The sequence below is a fragment of the Fictibacillus sp. Mic-4 genome (assembly GCF_049843615.1).
Classification (GTDB): domain Bacteria; phylum Bacillota; class Bacilli; order Bacillales; family Fictibacillaceae; genus Fictibacillus_A; species Fictibacillus_A gelatini.
Genome location: NZ_JBBHZM010000001.1, coordinates 46,892 through 65,807, shown reverse-complemented (window position 1 = coordinate 65,807; position 18,916 = coordinate 46,892). Strand labels below are relative to the sequence as shown.

At 41.1% G+C, this 18,916-nt stretch carries 24 protein-coding genes and 1 pseudogene; 12 read left to right on the top strand and 13 right to left on the bottom strand.

Annotated elements, in window-relative coordinates:
- Positions 1-135: 135 nt before the first annotated feature.
- Positions 136-321 (top strand): hypothetical protein, encoded by a 186-nt coding sequence (locus WD019_RS00315; RefSeq protein WP_035349756.1) that lies wholly within the window; start codon positions 136-138, stop codon positions 319-321.
- Between the two features lie 163 nt (positions 322-484).
- On the opposite strand, the gene moaD is transcribed toward WD019_RS00315, so the two are convergent.
- From moaD to WD019_RS00295, 4 genes are read right to left on the bottom strand one after another with little or no spacing between them, the layout of a single operon-like run.
- Entirely contained in the window at positions 485-718 is a 234-nt protein-coding gene (gene moaD, locus WD019_RS00310; protein WP_026676128.1) for a molybdopterin converting factor subunit 1, read from the bottom strand.
- On the bottom strand, positions 711-1,178 hold the full coding sequence (locus WD019_RS00305; RefSeq protein ID WP_425710338.1) for a molybdenum cofactor biosynthesis protein MoaE: 468 nt from the start codon (positions 1,176-1,178) through the stop codon (positions 711-713). Before WD019_RS00305 ends, moaD begins: the two co-directional genes overlap by 8 nt.
- The gene (gene mobB / locus WD019_RS00300) at positions 1,175-1,705 is read right to left on the bottom strand and encodes a molybdopterin-guanine dinucleotide biosynthesis protein B (protein ID WP_425710337.1); all 531 of its coding nucleotides are present in this window, start codon (positions 1,703-1,705) and stop codon (positions 1,175-1,177) included. The genes WD019_RS00305 and mobB overlap by 4 nt, the downstream gene beginning before the upstream one ends.
- Complete coding sequence (locus tag WD019_RS00295; RefSeq protein ID WP_425710336.1) at positions 1,672-2,958, bottom strand: gephyrin-like molybdotransferase Glp; 1,287 nt, start codon at positions 2,956-2,958, stop codon at positions 1,672-1,674. Before WD019_RS00295 ends, mobB begins: the two co-directional genes overlap by 34 nt.
- 107 nt (positions 2,959-3,065) lie before the next feature.
- On the opposite strand from WD019_RS00295, the gene WD019_RS00290 reads away from it, so the two are divergent.
- On the top strand, positions 3,066-3,248 hold the full coding sequence (locus WD019_RS00290; RefSeq protein WP_026676132.1) for a hypothetical protein: 183 nt from the start codon (positions 3,066-3,068) through the stop codon (positions 3,246-3,248).
- Between the two features lie 53 nt (positions 3,249-3,301).
- Here the strand turns inward: WD019_RS00290 and WD019_RS00285 are convergent, their stop codons facing one another.
- Together WD019_RS00285 and WD019_RS00280 are read right to left on the bottom strand one after the other, a co-directional pair.
- Positions 3,302-4,066: an alpha/beta fold hydrolase gene (locus WD019_RS00285; protein ID WP_425710335.1), complete on the bottom strand. Its 765-nt coding sequence runs from the start codon at positions 4,064-4,066 to the stop codon at positions 3,302-3,304.
- Between the two features lie 90 nt (positions 4,067-4,156).
- Positions 4,157-4,432: a hypothetical protein gene (locus WD019_RS00280; protein WP_154657882.1), complete on the bottom strand. Its 276-nt coding sequence runs from the start codon at positions 4,430-4,432 to the stop codon at positions 4,157-4,159.
- A gap of 167 nt (positions 4,433-4,599) precedes the next feature.
- On the opposite strand from WD019_RS00280, the gene WD019_RS00275 reads away from it, so the two are divergent.
- The 4 genes from WD019_RS00275 (at position 4,600) to WD019_RS00260 (ending at position 6,456) form a co-directional block, all read left to right on the top strand.
- Entirely contained in the window at positions 4,600-5,409 is an 810-nt protein-coding gene (locus WD019_RS00275) for a Cof-type HAD-IIB family hydrolase (RefSeq protein WP_026676135.1), read from the top strand.
- A 98-nt stretch (positions 5,410-5,507) separates the two neighbouring features.
- Positions 5,508-5,642, top strand: a complete 135-nt coding sequence (locus WD019_RS00270) for a hypothetical protein (RefSeq protein ID WP_281172147.1) — start codon at positions 5,508-5,510, stop codon at positions 5,640-5,642.
- Between the two features lie 2 nt (positions 5,643-5,644).
- Complete coding sequence (locus tag WD019_RS00265; protein WP_026676136.1) at positions 5,645-5,890, top strand: DUF3813 domain-containing protein; 246 nt, start codon at positions 5,645-5,647, stop codon at positions 5,888-5,890.
- Positions 5,891-6,003: 113 nt separating this feature from the next.
- A complete protein-coding gene (locus WD019_RS00260; protein ID WP_026676137.1) occupies positions 6,004-6,456 on the top strand; it encodes a GNAT family N-acetyltransferase in 453 nt (150 codons plus the stop codon).
- 37 nt (positions 6,457-6,493) lie between these two features.
- Here WD019_RS00260 and WD019_RS00255 read toward each other — a convergent pair whose 3' ends face one another.
- On the bottom strand, positions 6,494-7,321 hold the full coding sequence (locus tag WD019_RS00255) for a YitT family protein (RefSeq protein ID WP_026676138.1): 828 nt from the start codon (positions 7,319-7,321) through the stop codon (positions 6,494-6,496).
- Between the two features lie 160 nt (positions 7,322-7,481).
- Here WD019_RS00255 and WD019_RS00250 point away from each other — a divergent pair, with 160 nt between their 5' ends.
- Positions 7,482-7,616, top strand: a complete 135-nt coding sequence (locus WD019_RS00250; protein ID WP_407636369.1) for a DUF3941 domain-containing protein — start codon at positions 7,482-7,484, stop codon at positions 7,614-7,616.
- Positions 7,617-7,659: 43 nt separating this feature from the next.
- Here WD019_RS00250 and hmpA read toward each other — a convergent pair whose 3' ends face one another.
- Together hmpA and WD019_RS00240 are read right to left on the bottom strand one after the other, a co-directional pair.
- Positions 7,660-8,898, bottom strand: a complete 1,239-nt coding sequence (gene hmpA / locus WD019_RS00245; RefSeq protein WP_026676139.1) for an NO-inducible flavohemoprotein — start codon at positions 8,896-8,898, stop codon at positions 7,660-7,662.
- 145 nt (positions 8,899-9,043) lie between these two features.
- Entirely contained in the window at positions 9,044-10,186 is a 1,143-nt protein-coding gene (locus WD019_RS00240; protein ID WP_425710334.1) for a histidine kinase N-terminal domain-containing protein, read from the bottom strand.
- Between the two features lie 137 nt (positions 10,187-10,323).
- Between WD019_RS00240 and WD019_RS00235 the strand changes: the two genes are divergently transcribed.
- The 5 genes from WD019_RS00235 to ligD all read left to right on the top strand — a co-directional run bounded on the left by WD019_RS00235 (position 10,324) and on the right by ligD (position 14,544).
- Positions 10,324-11,193, top strand: coding sequence for an SDR family oxidoreductase (locus WD019_RS00235; RefSeq protein ID WP_425710333.1), 870 nt, complete (start codon positions 10,324-10,326; stop codon positions 11,191-11,193).
- 17 nt (positions 11,194-11,210) lie between these two features.
- Positions 11,211-12,041 (top strand): Ku protein, encoded by an 831-nt coding sequence (locus WD019_RS00230; RefSeq protein WP_026676141.1) that lies wholly within the window; start codon positions 11,211-11,213, stop codon positions 12,039-12,041.
- Positions 12,042-12,133: 92 nt separating this feature from the next.
- The gene (locus WD019_RS00225; protein ID WP_425710332.1) at positions 12,134-12,562 is read left to right on the top strand and encodes a cell wall hydrolase; all 429 of its coding nucleotides are present in this window, start codon (positions 12,134-12,136) and stop codon (positions 12,560-12,562) included.
- Between the two features lie 74 nt (positions 12,563-12,636).
- Positions 12,637-13,584, top strand: a complete 948-nt coding sequence (locus tag WD019_RS00220; protein WP_425710331.1) for a DNA ligase — start codon at positions 12,637-12,639, stop codon at positions 13,582-13,584.
- A 42-nt stretch (positions 13,585-13,626) separates the two neighbouring features.
- Positions 13,627-14,544: a non-homologous end-joining DNA ligase gene (ligD, locus tag WD019_RS00215; protein ID WP_425710330.1), complete on the top strand. Its 918-nt coding sequence runs from the start codon at positions 13,627-13,629 to the stop codon at positions 14,542-14,544.
- Positions 14,545-14,558: 14 nt separating this feature from the next.
- On the opposite strand, the gene WD019_RS00210 is transcribed toward ligD, so the two are convergent.
- From WD019_RS00210 to WD019_RS21870, 4 genes and pseudogenes are all read right to left on the bottom strand, one after another.
- A complete protein-coding gene (locus WD019_RS00210) occupies positions 14,559-15,596 on the bottom strand; it encodes a LacI family DNA-binding transcriptional regulator (protein ID WP_026676145.1) in 1,038 nt (345 codons plus the stop codon).
- Between the two features lie 16 nt (positions 15,597-15,612).
- Positions 15,613-17,985, bottom strand: a complete 2,373-nt coding sequence (locus tag WD019_RS00205; protein WP_425710329.1) for a glycoside hydrolase family 31 protein — start codon at positions 17,983-17,985, stop codon at positions 15,613-15,615.
- 160 nt (positions 17,986-18,145) lie between these two features.
- Positions 18,146-18,742: pseudogene (locus WD019_RS00200) on the bottom strand (RNA-guided endonuclease InsQ/TnpB family protein); the annotation flags it as partial.
- Positions 18,696-18,875, bottom strand: coding sequence for a helix-turn-helix domain-containing protein (locus tag WD019_RS21870; protein ID WP_428845942.1), 180 nt, complete (start codon positions 18,873-18,875; stop codon positions 18,696-18,698). The pseudogene WD019_RS00200 and the gene WD019_RS21870, both read right to left, overlap by 47 nt.
- Positions 18,876-18,916 lie beyond the last annotated feature (41 nt).

The following is an 18,916-nucleotide window of genomic DNA, read 5'->3' as shown; positions in this document are numbered from 1 at the left end:
ATAATATGTATAAAAATAAATTCAAGTGTATATTTATAAAACCTATTTTAAATTTTAATTTTTTCACAGGATTTTAATAATTTCAGACGAACTTGTAGAAAAACCGCTAAAGGCGTTTTTCTAAGAAGGTCAAAAATGAAAGGGGTTTCATTTTTAATGAAGGAATTAATCGGAAACTGTTCGCTTTGCGGGAAGGCAATTTATTGTCTAGATGGTTTTTTCAATGGCGTTTACCAGGAGGATGGGAAGATTGTCTGTTTTGATTGTTTTGAGGAGATTGAAGGTGGGCAAGTTACTGGAGAAAGCACATATAAAGAATAGCCAGGTAATGTTCCAGGAGGTACCGATTGTAATCGGCTATTCGACTAATGGGAGTATGCATTCGTCGAAGGAGAGAACTTATTCATTTAAAAATGAATTTTTCGTCTAATCAGGTAACTTTTTCGTCGTTTTTAGTAAAAACATCCCCCCGGATAACCGGGGATCATCCACCGCTTACCGGCGGGATAAAGGCAATGGTATCGCCACTTTCGGCAATATCATTATCGCCAGCGTATTCTTCATTGATGGCAACCAGGCAATTACTAAATTCTTGTACATCATATTCTTCGATCAATCGATTTTTAAGATCTGAAATTTTTATCGCGTTCTCTTCTAAAGAAAGTTCAGACGCTCCTACTTTTTCTTGCAGAGTTGCAAAAAGCAATACTTTAATCATTTTCGTCCTCCATTTTCGGTTTTCCATCCCTGTAGGAATGCTGTTCTAATTGATCGCCGATCCACATCTCTCCGTTTTCCCAATGTTCTTTTTTCCAGATCGGCACAATTTCCTTTATTCTCTCGATCGCATAACGGCTCGCTTCAAAGGCGGCAGCGCGGTGTGGGGTAGAAACAGCAATGACAACCGCCACATCGGTAATTTCAAGTCTTCCGATCCGGTGGGTAATTGCGACCTTACTATCCGGCCATTTTTCTTTAATCTCATCCCCAATCCGTTTCAGCTCTTTTTCAGCCATCGGCACATAGGCGCCATATTCCAAATACAGCGTCTTCTTCTCTTTCGTCATTTCCCTTACTGTACCGATAAATGTGCTAATCGCACCGCAATTGGGATCAACGACTTGATCAATCACATGCTGGATTTCGATCGGTTCTTTTACGATTTTAAACTCATTCATCTTTTCACCTTCAATAAAATGTCATTTACTAAGTAGGATATATAGCGCTCTTTTTCATCAATCGAAAATTGTGGTATATTCCGGTACTCCTTTTCAAGGGTAACATTTGGCCATTTGATCGCCGCGATTGGCAGTCTACTTGCATCAATGAGGGGGAAATCGTCGTCACTTTTTAATAAAATAACCCTTGGAAATTGATATTCTTTGAACCCTTCAATCAACAAAAAATCGAGACCAAGCGTTTCGTAGACATGGAGCATTTCGGTAATCGAGAGCGTTTTTGTAGAATTAAAAGAAAAGATTCCTCCACCTTCTACTCCTGTAACAACCGCTCCCGCCTCCCGATGCTTATATGTATCTGTACCTTCATCCCCGATTTTGACAGGGCCGGCATGCCCATGGTGCTTGAGAGTGCCCGCTTCATACCCTTTTTTCTGCAACACGGAAAGCAATCGGCTGACAAGCGTCGTTTTTCCGCTATTTTTATAACCGATTATCTGGATGGTACGCATTCGTCCCATGGCCATTCACTGCCTTCACCATTGAATAACAGAACCTTCACATTTGCTCCTTTAGACCACCCTCTCGTCCCGCCTGGAAGGACCATTAACGCATTCGCTTCTGCGATCGAAGTAACAGCGCCTGATGTATCAAGCCCGACAGGTCGAGTGGTCAGCGTCCCTTCTATCGATTCGGCCTGTGCCCGGACAAACCGGGTAAAAGGGTTTGGCTTTGGATAATCCACTTCTAAACAGGCTGTTCTAGCGGCAAGATGCTTCTTTTTTACTCCAAATGATCCAAGTAGATAGGGGCGAACAAATAATTCACAACCGACGAAACAGGCGGACGGATTTCCTGATAAGCCAAAAAGTAATTTAGTTTTATAACTCGCTACCGTCGTTACGCTTCCAGGACGCATCGCAATTTTATTAAATAAAACAGCCGCTCCTAATTTTTCATAAATTTGTGGTAAATAGTCAAAATCGCCGACAGATACACCGCCAGTCGTAATCAGAACATCGACTTCTTCAATAAGCCCCGAAACCGCTTCAAATGAAGCATCAAAATCATCGGGTACTTTTTTAAAAATATGCGGTTCGGCTCCCATTTTTTTTACCTGTGCAGCAATCATATAGGCATTGCTATTGCGAATTTTTCCCGGAACAAGCGCTTCATTTACATCCAACAATTCCGTTCCGGTCGCAAGAATACCGACAATCGGCTTTTTATACACTTTCACTTGTTCATAGCCAAAGGTAGCCAGGAGAGCGACGACTCCCGGTTCGATTTTTGTTCCTTTTTCAACCAGGACAGTGCCTTTTTTCGCATCTTCCCCCTGAAATGAAATATTTTCATCTGGCTTCACTTTTCGTTTGATCGTGATGAACGTTCGCTCCCCCTCTTTTTTCTCTTGGACGAGTTCAAGCATAATGACAGCATTCGCCCCCGCCGGGATTGGTGCCCCCGTCATAATCCGGATCGCCTGGCCGCTTTTAAGAGGTTGCGGGGAGACTTGTCCCGCTCCAATGGCGTCGATGACTTCAAGGGTGACCGGCCTTTCGGTAGAACCTTCAGATGTATCTTCAGCAATAATGGCGAAACCATCGTAAGGCGAACGGGAAAAAGGCGGAACATCATGAGTCGCGATGATATCTTCTGCTAAATAACGTTGATCACAATCTTGTAATAAAACCGTTTCAGTCGACATATTTATTTGATAGGCAACAATTTTTTCAACTGCCTCCGGTACCGGGATTGGAACTCTTTTCGATAAAACCATTTTGACCACCATGCTTCTTTTTTTGAATTATTTGAAATAATTGACTTTTCGAACGAATGGACGTATAGTAAAATTAAAATACTACGTGAAAGGATGTGTATTATTCTATGTCCCATTCATATGAATATTATCACAGAACCGGCACTAAAGTGACCATTACTGATATCCCTGACGAGTATAATGAAAAAGGAAGATTATCGTTTAAGATTATGCTTTTCTTGCAAAAACAAATTGATGAAATTGACGGTATGTATTCCCCGCTTCCAACTTACCGTTTTAAGGAAGATTAAAACCGCGCATTTTTTTGCACGGTTTTTTTATCATTTTCCCGGGCGATTCGTTATTATAGATGTTCTTTAAACCATGCCACTGTCTCTAAATAAGCATGACGTGATACTTTATGCCCGGAAGAATGATCCACTAAAAAACGAATGTGCCCTTCTTGTTCATAGTCATTCCTGACGCTTAAATAAAACTCTTCGTCATATTGAAAGGGAACGACACTGTCTATTTTGCTATGCCAGATCAATAACGGCCGTCTGTTTAATTTCTCAGGCTGTAATGTAATATCATAGGGCTTTAGATTATTTATTGCGCCAAGCAATTGGTCATCGGAAAAAGAAAATTCAACTCCCTGTTTCTTAAATTCATTAAATTGCCAATAGGCAAGGCGTTCATAGCTTGGTGAACCCATTAAAGAAACAGCGGCTTTGATGTTGTCGTTTTGCGTTAAGGTACCGTAAGTAATGATGCCGCCCATCGATGTACCGGAAAGGCCAATTCGTTCATTTTCAATCCATCCGCGGTTGTCTAATTCAGTTATGAGAGCATTTACATCATATATCCCTTGAACAACGATATCCCAAAAAGAGGAATACATTTGCTCCATCGATAAATTGCTACTTCGTTCTCCATGATAATTCATATCGGGTAAAATGACACGATAACCTGCCTCTGCCAAAGAATAGGCAAAATGCAAATTATGTTCTTTTGCACTTGTAAAACCGTGAATAAAAATCACGAGCGGCAAAGGCTGATTAACGTTACCGCTTTTTACAGCATGAAGTACCGGAATATCATGGATATTCTCATTTTCAATGATAACCATGAAATTTTCTCCTTCTATCTTTTTCATTAGTATATCACTTTCGAATAAAGATGCTAAAGCAACTTTATCTTAACATGAAAAAAGCCCGCTCTATGACGGGCTTTTTTCACTGTTATGATAATGGACCGGGTAAACGGAACCTTCCGATAACATTTTATTTTTTTCAATTTCTTCGCGATTCTCATCCTGTTCGGGAACATGCTTGTCTTGCGCTTTTTCTTTTTTGAAAGTAGCTGCCATTTGATTAAACATGCGCCGTAACTTTATTGTCGGGCTATTTTGCTTCGTTCTGTCTTTTAACAAAATGGCAGCTACTCCCGCTGTCGATAATGCAATACTTGAAAATACTACCGTTTTTCGATTCACTTTCATCAACCTCCTCTTATGAGAGTTATACTTTTTATTCCCTCTTTACAAAATGTAAAACATATTTTTATTAGACATCGATAAAACAGTCGATTACACTTAAAAAGAAAATGGAACAATGGGGTTATAAGATTTAGTACATACTATAGAGAAAGAAGGGTTTAACTTTGGAGGGACCATATTTAATTGCTGTCGATCTTGATGGGACATTGTTAACGGATAATAAAAACATTTCACCCCGGACGAAAAACGCCCTTCTAAATGCAATGGAAAAAGGCCATCATGTTTGCATTTCTACCGGACGTCCATGGCGTTCAAGCTACATGTATTATAATGAGCTTGGCTTAAATTCTCCCATCGTTAATTTTAACGGGGCCTATGTCCACCATCCACACAATAAAGACTTCGGGTATTATCATTCACCACTTGATTTAACAATTGCGAAAAACATTATAAAGACCTGTGAAGAACTTGTTGTAAAAAATATTATGGTTGAAGTTTTAGATCATGTTTATTTGCAAAAACCGGATGAAGTCATTACAAGTACATTCATAATGGGAGAAAACCCTGCTCGATCAGGGAATTTAATCAAATTATTAAAAGAGGATCCAACTTCTATCCTCATTCACCCAAAGGAAGGCCAGGTAGATGAATTGCGGAGGCATTTAGTGAAGGAGCATGCGGAAGTCATCGAACAACGCGTCTGGGGTGCTCCATGGGAGATTATAGAAATTGTTAGAGCGGGGATGAATAAAGCAGTCGGTCTCAGGCAAATCGCAAACTTTTTAAACATCCCGCAAGAGCGGATTATTGCGTTTGGTGATGAAGATAATGATTTTGAAATGATTGAATATGCCGGACATGGAGTTGCAATGGGAAATGCCATTGACGAGTTAAAGCAATTAGCCAACTTTGTAACGAAAACAAACGAAGAAGATGGGATTGCGTATTATTTAGAAGAAGTGCTTTCACTTTAAGCCAGAAGGGGCTCCCCTTTTGGCTTTTTTACATAATCACGAGTAGGCGGGAGAAACTATACATGCATGCCTTTAATAACTAAAGGAGGTTTGTGCAAATGAGTAAACATAGCCGATCAAAGCGTGCCATTAAGCAAGGTGCCGATATGGTTCAAAAAGATGATAAAGCAGGCCGTCTGCCAAAAGAACGAAAACGAAATGAACAAGAAAACTTATCACTCGGGGGTGATTAACGATGGCAAATAAACTTTTTCAACTCGCGAAAAATGCAGTGAATAATGTCATTGGCAAAATGCAAGGGGAAACGAACGGTCAGTCTAATGAAACCGTAACTTCCGTGCAAAACACTACCGTTACTGAAGAAGATAAGAGAATTGCACAAAATATGATTTCATCCGCAATGGCTAATTCGACTGAAGCGGAAAAAGAGCAGCTTGCTGAATTGCAGACGGAACTTGACCAATCGACAAAAATGGAATAACTTTCAAGACGGAGTTGGATTTTTCCTGCTCCGTTTTTTTATATTCCTGTCCCAAGTGACGCGTTTTATCTGGTATAATGGAAAAATCGAGAATCATCTTGGGGAGGAAAAAGATGAACATTTACAAAGTACAATCCGATGCATCCGATTCTTTAATTCAAAAAGTTGCTGATTTGTTGATGCATCAGCTTATTCGTTCGGAAACCGATGAAGACTACGAGAAAATTATTCGTGGCATCCGTCTTTCTATAAATGATCCAGATCATTCGGGAATCATCATCGCAGAAGAAAATGAAACTGTTCTCGGCATTGCTTTTTTTAACATTGGAATAAGCCTCGACCTCGGTGACCGTTACATTTGGCTCAATGAGCTTTTTGTCCATCCTGAACACCGGAATAAAGGGATTGCCCGGAAGTTGCTTTTATCCCTTATTTATTGGGCAGAACAAGAAGGCATTAAGTCAATTGAGCTTGAAACAGGGGTCAACAACTCGGTTACGAAACACCTTTATAATTCATTAGGTTTTCATAACATTATTTCCAACCGGTACGGATTTAGCTTTTAAAACTAACGGCGCTCACGAGAAGCGTGAGCGCCGTTGATCAATCATCATCCCGGAAAAAGCCAAATACACTCGTTGTCGTAACGACATTTGTGAAAGCTTTTGGATCAACTTTTTTAACGATTTGTTCTAAATCATATAATTCATAACGCGTAATAACCATCATTAACATTTCTTGATCTTCATTCGAAAATGCCCCTCGTGATGGGATAATCGTAATTCCCCTTACAAGCTTTGCATGGATGGCTTCTTTTAATTCCTTTCCTTTCTTCGTCACAATCATGGCCGTCAGCTTCACATGGCGCGTATGAATCGCATCAATGACCCTTGTAGAAACATAGAGAGCGACAAGTGTATAGAGCGCTTTTTCCCATCCAAATAAGAGGCCGGCTGCAATGATAATCGCCCCATTAAGCAGAAAAAAGAAAATGCCGATCGGCCGTTTGAAGATTTTTGCTAAAACAAGGGCAATAATATCCAATCCACCTGTAGACGCTCCGTATTTTAACGTAATTCCGACGCCCGCTGCCCCAATTACTCCGCCAAATACCGCATTTAATATGATGTCATGCGATATTTCTTTTACCGGGACAAAATGCAAAAACACGGATATCATAAAGACGCTAAAAAAGCTGTAAATCGTAAATAATTTTCCGACTTTAAACCATCCGAGGATAGCAACCGGAACATTTAATGCAAATAGAATCATTCCTGTAAATGATGTATTATGCAAGAGTGCTGCCGCAAGTTGGGAAACCCCTGTAAATCCTGAAGCATAAACATTTGCCGGTATTAAAAACAAATTTAAAGCAATGGCATTTAAAGCGGCCCCTATGATAATAACGACAATCTTTTTAATTTCGGTCATTCATTTTTTATTCCTTTCTTTTGTACTCAAGAACTTGTTTTATCACGGATCGTACCATCCCGTCAATAGAGCGAAAGTAGGATACCACCTTTATTTTTCCTGAAATAATAACGAATATTTACTGAAGGAATGTTTAATCTAAAATCAGGAGGGGGTAAAAATGGTGAAAAACACAAAAGATGATGATAAAAAAGCAGTCGACAAAAATGCCGCACGCTATTTTGAAAATATAACAAAAGAAGAAAACAGGCAAAAAGGGAAGCACGCTTATTCTAAAAAAACGGATCATCTGTAATGCTGACAAAAGGCTTTCGCGCGATTTGCGCGAAAGCCTTTAATTATGCTCGAACAGATTCTGATTGAGGAGCCGTAATGTCGCTTGCTGGGCCGAAAAATTCGAAATGGATCCGTTCTTCAGAGATCTTCAATTCTTTTAATGCACTATAAACAGCTTTCATAAAAGGCACTGGTCCGCAGAAATAATAGTCTGCTTCTTGTTTAGGCAATACAGATTCCAGCCATTCTTTATCAATGTAGCCTTGCTTATGGTAGCAGTTGTCGTCCTCTGTCGTCGGTTTTTCATAGACGATAAAGCTTTTCATTTGATCGTGTTCATTTGTTAAGTTGGCCACATGATCTTTTAGTGCATGAACCTTGCCGTTAATCGCCGCATGAATAAACGTCACTTCACGTTCCGGCTGCTTTTCGGCGAGTGTATTTAACATGCTGATCATTGGCGTTAAGCCAACTCCTCCGCTGATTAGGACAACCGGGATCGTTTTCGTCATGTCTAAAACGAAATCTCCTGCAGGCGCACTTACTTGAAGGACATCACCTTCATTTACATGATCATGCAAGTAAGAGGAAACAACGCCATCCGGATTGTCGCCACAGCCCGTTTCTTTTTTTACCGTTATACGGTAATACTCTTTCCCGGGCGCGTCCGATAGGCTGTAATGGCGTAGATGGGTATACTTGCTGCCTTCTGGCTGAACTTTAACCGTAATATATTGACCTGGTTCATATGAAGCGATCGCTTTTCCGTCCTCCGGTTTTAAATAAAAGGATGTAATGACATCACTTTCTTTCACCTTTTTCTCCACAATAAAGTTTCTAAAATCTTTCCAACCGCCTGGCTGGCTTTCCGCCGCTTCGTACATTTCTTTCTCGACTCCGATAAAGGCGCTCGCGATCACTCCATAGGCCTCTGCCCATGCTTCAATAATTTCATCTGTCGCAGCTTTGCCTAATACGTCTTTAATGGCCGCAAGCAGCGTTTCGCCAACGATCGGATAATGCTCCGGTTTAATTCCTAATGCCCGATGTTTTTGCCCGATTTGTTTAACGACAGGAATAATGGCTTCTAAGTTGTCAATATGAGCTGCCGCCGCATAGACGGCATTGGCTAATGCGGTTTGCTGGCGTCCCTGTCTCTGGTTCGCATGGTTAAATACATTAAGCAATTCAGGATGATTTTTAAAAAGAAGTTCATAAAAACGTGTCGTGATGGCTGTTCCATGTTGTTCCAAAACAGGAACCGTTGATTTTATAATTTCAATTGTTTTTTGGTTTAGCATGAAAAACACCCTTTCTGATCTACTTTATCGATCTACGCTTTTATTTTAAACAATGCTTTCTTTTTGAAATGTGATTGATATCACATTTCCTTTGACGCTTATGTGAATAAAAAAAAAACAGACTCCAGTCTGTTTTTAGCATGGTTCAAATAAAGGCAGGCAATTCAATTGTAAACGTTGTCCATTTTTCTTCTGTTTGCACATAAATCCGCCCATTATGCTTTTCAACAATTTGTTTGCAGACGGATAGCCCTAGCCCTGTTCCAAGTTCTTTTGTTGAAATAAACGGTTCAAAAATATTATCGATTAAATGGGATGGAATGGGATCGCCATTATTAGAAATATCGATTTTCAGCCATTTATTCTCTTCATATGCCCGGACTTTAATTTCACGCTCACCCGAATGTTTGCAAAGTTCATCAACTGCGTTATATAAAATGTTAAGCAACACTTGCTTGATTTGCGATTTTACCCCTTCAAACGGCAAATCATCTTCTAATTGTGTGTTGACCAATATGTTTGTTTCCAAAAAGCGGGGATATAAAAAGTCAATCATTTCTCGAATTAAAGAAGATAATGAAAACAATTCCATTTGATCTTCGAAGCCTTTCATTTTTGAAAGAAGAAGAAATTGGCTGATTTTTTCCTCCAGGCTTTCCATTTCATCATTAATAATCGAAAAATAATAATCCGTTTTATCCGTTTTCTCTTTTTCGGATTGCAATAAATAGATGAATCCTTTGATGGCGGTTAATGGATTGCGGAATTCATGGGCAAAACTTGAAGCAATCTGGCCGAGAATCGTTAACCGGTCTTGATGCATTTCTTGAATAAACATATTTTTCTTTTCAAGCATCATATCTTTCAAATGAGAATATTCCGTTATTGCTAAATAAAAAAGTTGATTAAAAAATTCGTTAGCTTCTAATACCATTTGCTTCTGGATACATGTGTGAAACGGCGATTCCATAAGATTTTCACTAACGACTCTTCTGCCAATATTGATATAACTGACAAAGGCCCCGATACTCGTATTTGCTTCAATACGTTCTCTGGCGATTTTTTGCGTCAAAGGCTTGATAGAATCGAGTTTTAACGTCATAAAATAATCCCTTAAAGCACCAAGCGTTATATTCATATTTACAATGATCTTTTCAATAAACGGTTCTTCATATGTATCCAGGATCATGCTCTTCCAGCTGTTTACGATGATTTCATGATGACTTTGCAAATATTGAACGACTTTATTCCTCGCCTCAAGCGTCATCTCATTAACATTTGATATCATGAAATCTTGTCCTTTCCTCATTGTTCTTCCTTTATTATGAAGGAATTTGCACTCTATCTCAACAGCAAGTTTACATATCTCTCTTATTTCTGTGGAACGTTAAACGTGATGAGTGACGAAAAGAGGAGCGAGTTTTTATGAATAATGAATATCCTATGGGCGCGGGACAACCTCCACAACATCAAAACCATCAACCTGGCTTTGAAAGTGAGATGATCCCAAAACCGGTCTCAGATGATCCGGGTTATAAAGCTAGCGGGAAGCTATTCAATAAAACGGCGATCATTACAGGTGGCGACAGTGGAATCGGGAAAGCCGTCGCGATCGCTTTTGCAAAAGAAGGCTGTGATGTGGCCATCGTCTATTTAAACGAACATCAAGATGCTGCTGAAACGAAGCAATTGGTCGAAAAAACCGGGCGCAAATGCCTTCTTATTACTGGCGATATTGGGGATGAAACGTTTTGCGGCCAGGTCATTCAGCAAACGATCAGCGAATTCGGCAAGCTTGATATTTTAGTCAACAATGCTGCTGAACAACATCCTCAGCCTGGAATTGAACATATTACATCGGCTCAACTTGAGAAGACGTTTAGAACCAATCTATTTTCAATGTTTTATTTAACAAAAGCGGCACTCCCCTATTTGAACCAGGGAAGTTCAATCATCAATACAGCATCAATAACCGCTTATAAAGGGCATAAAGAATTAATTGATTACTCGGCAACGAAAGGGGCGGTTGTGACATTCACCCGCTCTCTTTCAGAATCGTTGGTCGGCAAAGGAATCAGGGTCAACGGGGTCGCACCTGGCCCCATTTGGACACCTTTAATCCCGTCAACATTTACAGCAGATCAGGTCGCTCAGTTCGGCTTAAACACCCCGATGAAACGGGCCGGCCAACCAGAAGAGCTTGCGCCAAGCTATGTTTTTTTAGCAAGTGATGACGCTTCCTATATATCCGGCCAAATGATTCATGTGAATGGCGGAACAATCGTTAATGGTTAAGAAAGTGAAGTGATAACATGCATACAATGTGGAAAGGCTCGATTAGTTTCGGGCTTGTCAATATACCGATCAAACTGTATAGTGCAACCGAAGACAAAGATATTAAAATGCGCTATCTCCATTCCAAATGCAACAACCCGATCAAATATGAAAAAATATGCCCCGTATGTAATGAAAAGGTGGAGCAAGAGCAAATCGTAAAAGGCTATGAATATGAACCTGGAAAGTTTGTCGTCGTAGACAAAGAAGACTTCGAACAGCTTGCCGGAATGAAAAATAAAGCGATTGAAATTGTCGACTTTATTCAATTAGAAGAAATCGACCCATTGTATTACAACCGATCCTATTTTATTGGGCCCGGTGAAAACGGCGGGAAACCGTTCAAGCTATTGAAGCGGGCAATGGAGGAAACCGGGAAGATTGGCCTTGCGAAAATTACGATCCGTTCCAAAGAAAGCATGGCTGCCGTCCGCGTATATGATAAAGGGCTCGTGATGGAAACGATTTACTATCCGGATGAAGTCCGGAATATCGATCACGTTCCTGGAATCGACGAAGATTTTGCGATTAATGATAAGGAACTTGACATGGCAAAACAGTTGATTGAACAGCTAACAACGCCATTTGAACCGGAAAAATATAAAGATGAATATCGTGAAGCGCTTTTAGATCTTATTCATCATAAAATTTCTGGTGATGAAATTAAAGTTGCTGCCGAACGGCCAAAAACAAATGTCGTTGATTTGATGGAAGCGCTTCAGGCAAGCATTGATCAAACAAAAACAGCGTCAGAACCTGCGAAAACGACGACGAAAAAACGGAAAACGACAAAAAAGAAAGAAGCATAATAACGAAACTAAAGGTAAGTCTTGCCTTCCATTAATCATCATCTTCCCATAATTGTAATATGATAAAAGGATTACTATTGGAGGTGAAGAGAGTGGCAGTTGTTCAAGCGACGAAGGCGGACATCAATCTTTTAGCCAGGTTGCTCAGGGCAGAAGCGGAAGGTGAAGGAAAGCAAGGAATGCTTCTTGTCGGGAACGTTGGAATTAACCGGATCAGAGCAAACTGTTCCGACTTTAAAGGGCTTCGCACCATTCGTCAAATGGTTTTTCAACCCCATGCATTTGAGGCTGTGATCCACGGCTATTTTTATCAAGCGCCAAGAGAAAGTGAACGGCGCCTGGCACGTCGGGTAGTTAACGGGGAAAGATTCTGGCCTGCGAAATATAGTTTATGGTATTTCAAGCCGCCGGGAAATTGTCCTCCACAATGGTATAACCAGCCGTTTGTATCTCGATACAAAGGCCACTGTTTTTATCAGCCGACGCCAGAAACGTGCCAAAATATTTATAACACGTTTTAATTGGTATATGAAATCGAAGGAGCCGAGAATTCCAATGATGATGTCATTGGAATTCTCGGTTCGAGGAGGTATAGATGGAACTGAAGCCGATTATTCCATTCGAGCCAGTGAAAACCGACCAAATACCTGAAGGAAAACAATGGGTTTCGCAAGTGAAGTGGGACGGTGTACGAATCCTTACATACAATGATGGGAATAGGGTACGTTTGTTTAATCGGAAATTAAAGGAACGGACTTCACACTATCCGGAGCTGCTAAATATCCAATCCTATTGTCATGCGAAATCCGTCATTTTAGATGGAGAAGTCATTGCTCTTGGAGCCGATGGAAAACCTTCCTTTCATGAAGTGATGCGCCGAGATGGAATTCGCCGGATGGAAAGAGTCGGACAAGTTAGAAAACAAGTCTCCATTGTATATATGATTTTCGATGTTGTTTTTTGCGATGGACAGTGGATCAACGAATTCAAGTTAGCTGACCGAATCGAGATTCTTTCAGACATTATGATTCCGGGTGAAAATATCCAGTTGGTCCCTTCATTCAGTGACGGCAATACGTTATTTGAAGCTGTTAAAAAACAAGGATTAGAAGGAATTGTCCTTAAAGACCTCAATAGTAAATATGCAATCAACGGAAAAGACCACCGCTGGCAGAAGAAGAAAAATTATCGCGACTTGATTGCCGTAGTTGGCGGTGTCACACTACGCCAGGGGATTGTAAATAGCCTGTTACTTGGTTTGTATGATGATGAAGGACATTTTTGTTATATCGGACATGCAGGAACGGGAAAATTAACTGCGTCCGATTGGAGGGAACTAACAGAGAAAATCCAACCTTTAGTAGTGAGTGAGCGGCCATTTATAAATAAACCTCAAAGAATAAATGAGGCGATTTGGTTAAGACCCGTCATTACAATAAAAATTCAGTATATGGAATGGACGGAGGGAAGATCGATAAGGCAACCCAGCATACAGGCATTTGTCGATGTTTCTCCAGAGGAATGTATTTTTGAAACATTATGATGTCAGGAAAGAATTTGATCAATTTCCTTGGGAGGAATAGGTGTGGGAAAGGCTAAAGAGCATGCAGACATTATCGTGAATGGAAAAAGCGTTTCGATTACGAGTCCGGACAAACCGTTATGGCCGGAGAAAAATCTTCTTAAAATTCATTACTTAGAATATTTAACGCAAATCGCCCCGTTCATCCTTCCATTTTTAAAAGACAGGACTTTAACGGTCATCCGCTACCCACATGGGGTTCATTCGGAGCGCTTTTTCCAAAAAAACTGTCCGGATTATGCCCCTGACTTTGTCCAAACGTTTAAAGAAGATGATATTAATTATGTTGTTTGTTCAGACTTGCCGACATTATTATGGCTTGGCAACCAGCTTTCTTTTGAGCTGCATATCCCCTTTCGGACGATTCGTACGTTAAGACCTTCCGAAATCGTGATGGATCTTGATCCCCCATCGAGAGATGAATTTCACCTTTCCATCGAAGCAGCATTAATGATTAAAGAAATCAGCGATAAATTGAAACTGATATCCTTTGTGAAGACGAGCGGAAACAAAGGGATGCAAGTCTATTTCCCTTTGCCTGAACAAAAATATACGTTTGATGATACACGGAAATTCACAAAATTTATCGCGGACTATCTCGTTTCAAAAGAGCCTGGCTGGTTTACGACCGAGCGGCTGAAAAAAAACCGCGGAAAACGATGCTATATCGATTATGTCCAGCATGCGGAAGGAAAAACGATCATCGCTCCGTATTCCGTTCGCGGAAATGAGGAAGCGCTTGTCGCAACCCCGCTGTATTGGCATGAAGTGACCCGCAATTTGCGGCCGGAACACTTTCCGCTTGAGACAATTGTTGATCGGATAAAAAGAAACGGGGATCCCTTTGCCGATTTTTTTAAAACGAAAGCGGTTCAGCCGTTCACCCCGGTACTTAACTGGCTAAAAGGTCAAGGGGTGTAAAAACAGCATGCGCATTAATTTTGCATGCTGTTTTTTACCTTTTGGCATGATTGGCGAAAGACGAGACGGTACGGAATTGTGATTTTCTTCAGTGGCCTCTCCGGTTCTTGAATCATCTCCATCAGACTGTTTGCCGCCTCATATCCGAGATCGAATATATTTATATCGACAGAGGTTAACGGTGGCGTCGAAAATTCGGATAACATGAGATTATTAAAACTTCCGATCGAAATATCTTCAGGTACAGCGATCCCCATATCCGACAACGTGCTTAAAACACCAAAAGCCATTAAATCGTCCATTACAAGAAGCGCTGTCGGCGGGCAGGAAAGCCCCATCAATTCCCTGACCGCTTCTTGCCCGCCTTCTTTCAGAAATTCTTCATGGATAATGTACTGATCGTCATATGCAATTTCATGGCTCTTTAATGCTTTTTTGTACCCGAGCAATCGGTCAATCGTAACGACTAAATCCGGATTTCCTCCGACTAAGCCGATCCGCCGGTGTCCGAGCGAAATTAAATATTCGGTCATTTCCTTTGCCGCTTTGAAATTGTCATTATCGATAAATGAAATTTCCTGTTCATTTTTAAATGGTTTCCCAATGACCGTAAACGGAAAACGCTGCTCCAATAAATAGTCCATTATTTGATCATCGACTTTTGAATAAAGTAAGATGATTCCATCTACCCGTCTTCCCTGCACCATCCGGACGACTCCTTCGAAAATTTCTTCTTCCGTTGATCCTGTCGCCATATATAAGGCGTACTCATGCCGGTGGACATTCGTGCTTATTCCGCGGATCACTTCCGGAAAGAACGGATTTTGGAACGTTTTATCAGCGGCGCCCGGCATAACAAGCCCTATCGCCTGTGTGCTTTTGTTGGCAAGACTTCTTGCATTAAAATTCGGATGGTACCCTAATTGTTCCATCGCCTCTCTTACTTTCCGCTTTGTACGTTCCGATATGCGTGGATTGTTGGCTATTACCCGGGAAACGGTTGATGGTGCTACATTGGCAAACTTTGCGACATCTTTTATGGTGACGGTCATTTAATGTCCCTACTTTTTAGTCCAGCTTTACGGTAATTACAGGCAAACGAGCTTCTCCATTCAACTGAGGGAGCTTTCGATCTTCGTTTATAATAATTTCAACATCTTCCGATACATTATGAAAAACAAATTCATATTCCTTCCAGGTCGGTCTGAACCGGCCAGATGTATTTTCCATGTCTATTTTAATCAAATCTTTATTAAATGAACAACCTATTTTAAGCTCAAAGTACTCTCCTTTTTCGAAAGCGAACGTTTCCCCATCATCTTCATAAAGGCAATATTCGCTTTTTCCATCGGGCGTTCCGTAAATGTGGAAGGTCATTTTCGTTTCCGGATCTGATGTTGACTGTTTTGCCGTGCCATGTGGAAGGATTGCACCTTCTTTTATAAAAATCGGCAACGTTTCTAGTGAAGCTTTATATAATCGATGCCCCCCTCCTTCATAGCGTTCATCCGTCCAATAATCGATCCAATTTCCTTCCGGCAAATAGACAACTCGATGAGATGTTCCCGGTTGAAGTATTGGAGCAATCATGACCGTGCTCCCAAGCATAAACTGGTCCGATAGGTTTAGCACATTTTCATCATCAGCATATTCCATTAAAAGTGGGCGCATTATCGGTAATCCAGTACTCGCCGCCTCCTTAAATAATGTGTAAAGATGCGGCAGCCACCTGTAGCGAAGCTCGATATAGCGCTTTATGATCCGCTCCGCTTCTTCACCAAATGCCCACGGCTCCTGCCTCTTTGATTCAATCGCGCTATGATTCCGGAAAAATGGCGTAAAGGCGCCGACCTGGGTCCAGCGAATCAGAAGCTCCTTTGTCGTATCATGGGCAAATCCGCCGACATCGGGACCGGCAAATGGCACTCCCGATAATCCTAAATTCATGCACATTGGCAGCGACAACGCGAGATGTTCCCAAAAGCTGCGGTTGTCGCCCGTCCAAACGGCAGCGTACCGCTGCACCCCTGCATAGCCGGCTCGCGTAAGCAAAAAGGGCCGCCTCCCATGAAGCAACTCTTTTAATCCAGTGTAAGTCGCTTCGCCCATAAGGAGACCGTATATGTTATGCATTTGCCGGTGTGTTTGCGGATTGCCGTCATTGCCATGCATCACTTTTACATCCATCGTCTTCGTTTCATTAAAAACAGCCGGTTCATTCATATCATTCCAAATGCCGCAAATTCCGAGGTCGGTATAAACTTGATGCTTCTCTCCCCACCATTTGCGCGTTTTCGTATTTGTAAAATCAGGGAAAGCTGAATTTCCCGGCCAAACGTCGCCGTGGTAAATATCGCCATGCAAATATTTGCAGAAATGATCCCCATAAACCCCTTCTTGATAAAGGAAATATTCCGGGTCTTCTTTTACGCCGGGATCGACGATTGGCACGACGCGAATCCCCTTTTCTTTCAATTCGGCAATTAATCTCCCCGGGTCCGGGAAACGTTCGCCATCAAACGTAAAGATGCGGTAGCCGTCCATATAATGAATGTCTAAATGGATCACATCAAGCGGAATTTCTTTTGCACGAAACGTCTCGGCAAGTTCCCTTACTTCTGTTTCCGATTGGTAGCTGTATCGTGACTGGTGGTAGCCTAACGACCATTTTGGCGGAAGCGGCGCTCTGCCGGTTAAATGGGTATATTGCTCGACAACCGCTTTCGGAGACCGTCCGGCCATCACATAATAATCGAGCTGGCCGCTTTCAGCGGCAAATGAATACGTCTCCCCTTCCTCTCTCATATCAAACGTCGTCTTGCCTGTATGATCAAAAAAGATGCCGTGGGCTTTTCCTTCTCGAAGGGTCATGAAAAAAGGAATGGAAACATAAAGCGTATCGGTTTCCGGGTTATGCGGAGCGTACATATCCGTGTTCCACATGACCATTTTCTCCCCGCGCTTATTGAGAAAACCTGTTTTTTCCCCAAAGCCGTAATAGTTATCATCTTTATCCATTTCTTTATAGCAAATCATTTCTTTTTTTTCATTGTATGCCATTCCTAAATCGCCTTCCCGAACGAGCAAATTTCCGGTCTCGTCGTAAAATGAAAGACGAAAAGGTTGTTTTTGTACAATGACAGCAAGGCGTTCAGAGCGAATGTGAAGTTGGTGTTTCTCTTCCTTTACTTGAATGCCTACTTCCTCCGGGACCGCGACAACCGCAAAACTGCTTTCTAATCTCGGTTGCCCGGAAGGATTCATAACGACACGCACAATATCCTTGCGATAAAAAAGAATTACGACACTCCCGCGTTCGCACGCAAATTCAAATCGATCTTCATTTTGCTTAAACGATTTCATATTCCCAATGTCGATGTGCGATGAATGAACCGATTGATTTGTGTTTCCCGGATGAATCGCAAAACTCGTATCTAGCATAATATCCCGTTGCCAAAACCTTATAAAACTCTACAAAGCTTTGTTTGCTTCCCTGTTCATCGTGTCTGATTTTGCCGAAGCTACTCTCATTTGATATGACACTCCGAGGGCTAAATTCGGATACAACGAATCCTACATATTAGTAGTGTCTTGCAGATGACTAGACTACTAATTTTCCATAGTTTGCAAGATTGATGGAAGCATTTACATCCCGATCCATTTCTAAACCACAAGTGCACGTGTAAACTCGATCAGAAAGTTTTAAGTCTTTCTTAATCGACCCACATCTAGAACACATTTTTGATGATGGATACCATTTATCCACTTCGACAAACGTTATTCCATACTTCTCGCACTTGTACTGTAGTTTAACTTTGAAGTCATATAACTTCTGTTTCCCGATCGCTTTTGCTAAATGCTTATTTTTCATCAACCCTTTCACATTCAATGTTTCCACGACTAGTGCGCCTGGTTTGGTTTTCACGATAGCGCATGTCACCTGGTGAATGTGATTATTACGGATGTTTGTAAGCTTTCGTTGCACTAAACGAATTTTCTTTTCGTGTTTTATAATGTTGCTTGTTTTGACGAAACGGTTCCCCTCCTTATTCATTTCATATTTACGAGAAACCCTGCGCTGCAACCGACGAAGGTGTTTCTCTGCCTTTTTCACTGTTCTTGTCTTGTTAATATTCTTAAACACCATTCCATTAGAACATACCGCTAATTCTTTTACTCCAACATCTATCGCCATGCTTATAATTTTCTTCTTGTTTAAAAAGAGCCCAGTTATATACCCATCTGGCTGTTCCAACTGATTTCCATAACTGTTTTTCTTGTTCGAAAGTTGGCTTCAATCTAACCTTTTTCGCAAGTATCAAAAAATTCACCTCCCTATTTTTAATTACGCCTAAACTACTTGTAGTTGCAA

Excerpts from the sequence above, each read along its gene's own strand:
- WD019_RS00220 (WP_425710331.1), top strand. The coding sequence starts at position 12,637 with ATGGAACTGAAGCCGATTATTCCATTCGAGCCAGTGAAAACCGACCAA.
- hmpA (WP_026676139.1), bottom strand. The coding sequence starts at position 8,898 with ATGCTAAACCAAAAAACAATTGAAATTATAAAATCAACGGTTCCTGTT.
- WD019_RS00240 (WP_425710334.1), bottom strand. The coding sequence starts at position 10,186 with ATGATATCAAATGTTAATGAGATGACGCTTGAGGCGAGGAATAAAGTC.
- WD019_RS00250 (WP_407636369.1), top strand. The coding sequence starts at position 7,482 with ATGGTGAAAAACACAAAAGATGATGATAAAAAAGCAGTCGACAAAAAT.
- WD019_RS00305 (WP_425710338.1), bottom strand. The coding sequence starts at position 1,178 with ATGAATGAGTTTAAAATCGTAAAAGAACCGATCGAAATCCAGCATGTG.
- WD019_RS00230 (WP_026676141.1), top strand. The coding sequence starts at position 11,211 with ATGCATACAATGTGGAAAGGCTCGATTAGTTTCGGGCTTGTCAATATA.
- WD019_RS00290 (WP_026676132.1), top strand. The coding sequence starts at position 3,066 with ATGTCCCATTCATATGAATATTATCACAGAACCGGCACTAAAGTGACC.
- WD019_RS00210 (WP_026676145.1), bottom strand. The coding sequence starts at position 15,596 with ATGACCGTCACCATAAAAGATGTCGCAAAGTTTGCCAATGTAGCACCA.
- WD019_RS00255 (WP_026676138.1), bottom strand. The coding sequence starts at position 7,321 with ATGACCGAAATTAAAAAGATTGTCGTTATTATCATAGGGGCCGCTTTA.
- mobB (WP_425710337.1), bottom strand. The coding sequence starts at position 1,705 with ATGGCCATGGGACGAATGCGTACCATCCAGATAATCGGTTATAAAAAT.
- WD019_RS00315 (WP_035349756.1), top strand. The coding sequence starts at position 136 with ATGAAAGGGGTTTCATTTTTAATGAAGGAATTAATCGGAAACTGTTCG.
- WD019_RS00285 (WP_425710335.1), bottom strand. The coding sequence starts at position 4,066 with ATGGTTATCATTGAAAATGAGAATATCCATGATATTCCGGTACTTCAT.
- WD019_RS00235 (WP_425710333.1), top strand. The coding sequence starts at position 10,324 with ATGAATAATGAATATCCTATGGGCGCGGGACAACCTCCACAACATCAA.
- WD019_RS00265 (WP_026676136.1), top strand. The coding sequence starts at position 5,645 with ATGGCAAATAAACTTTTTCAACTCGCGAAAAATGCAGTGAATAATGTC.
- WD019_RS00260 (WP_026676137.1), top strand. The coding sequence starts at position 6,004 with ATGAACATTTACAAAGTACAATCCGATGCATCCGATTCTTTAATTCAA.
- WD019_RS00295 (WP_425710336.1), bottom strand. The coding sequence starts at position 2,958 with ATGGTTTTATCGAAAAGAGTTCCAATCCCGGTACCGGAGGCAGTTGAA.
- moaD (WP_026676128.1), bottom strand. The coding sequence starts at position 718 with ATGATTAAAGTATTGCTTTTTGCAACTCTGCAAGAAAAAGTAGGAGCG.
- WD019_RS00270 (WP_281172147.1), top strand. The coding sequence starts at position 5,508 with ATGAGTAAACATAGCCGATCAAAGCGTGCCATTAAGCAAGGTGCCGAT.
- WD019_RS00205 (WP_425710329.1), bottom strand. The coding sequence starts at position 17,985 with ATGCTAGATACGAGTTTTGCGATTCATCCGGGAAACACAAATCAATCG.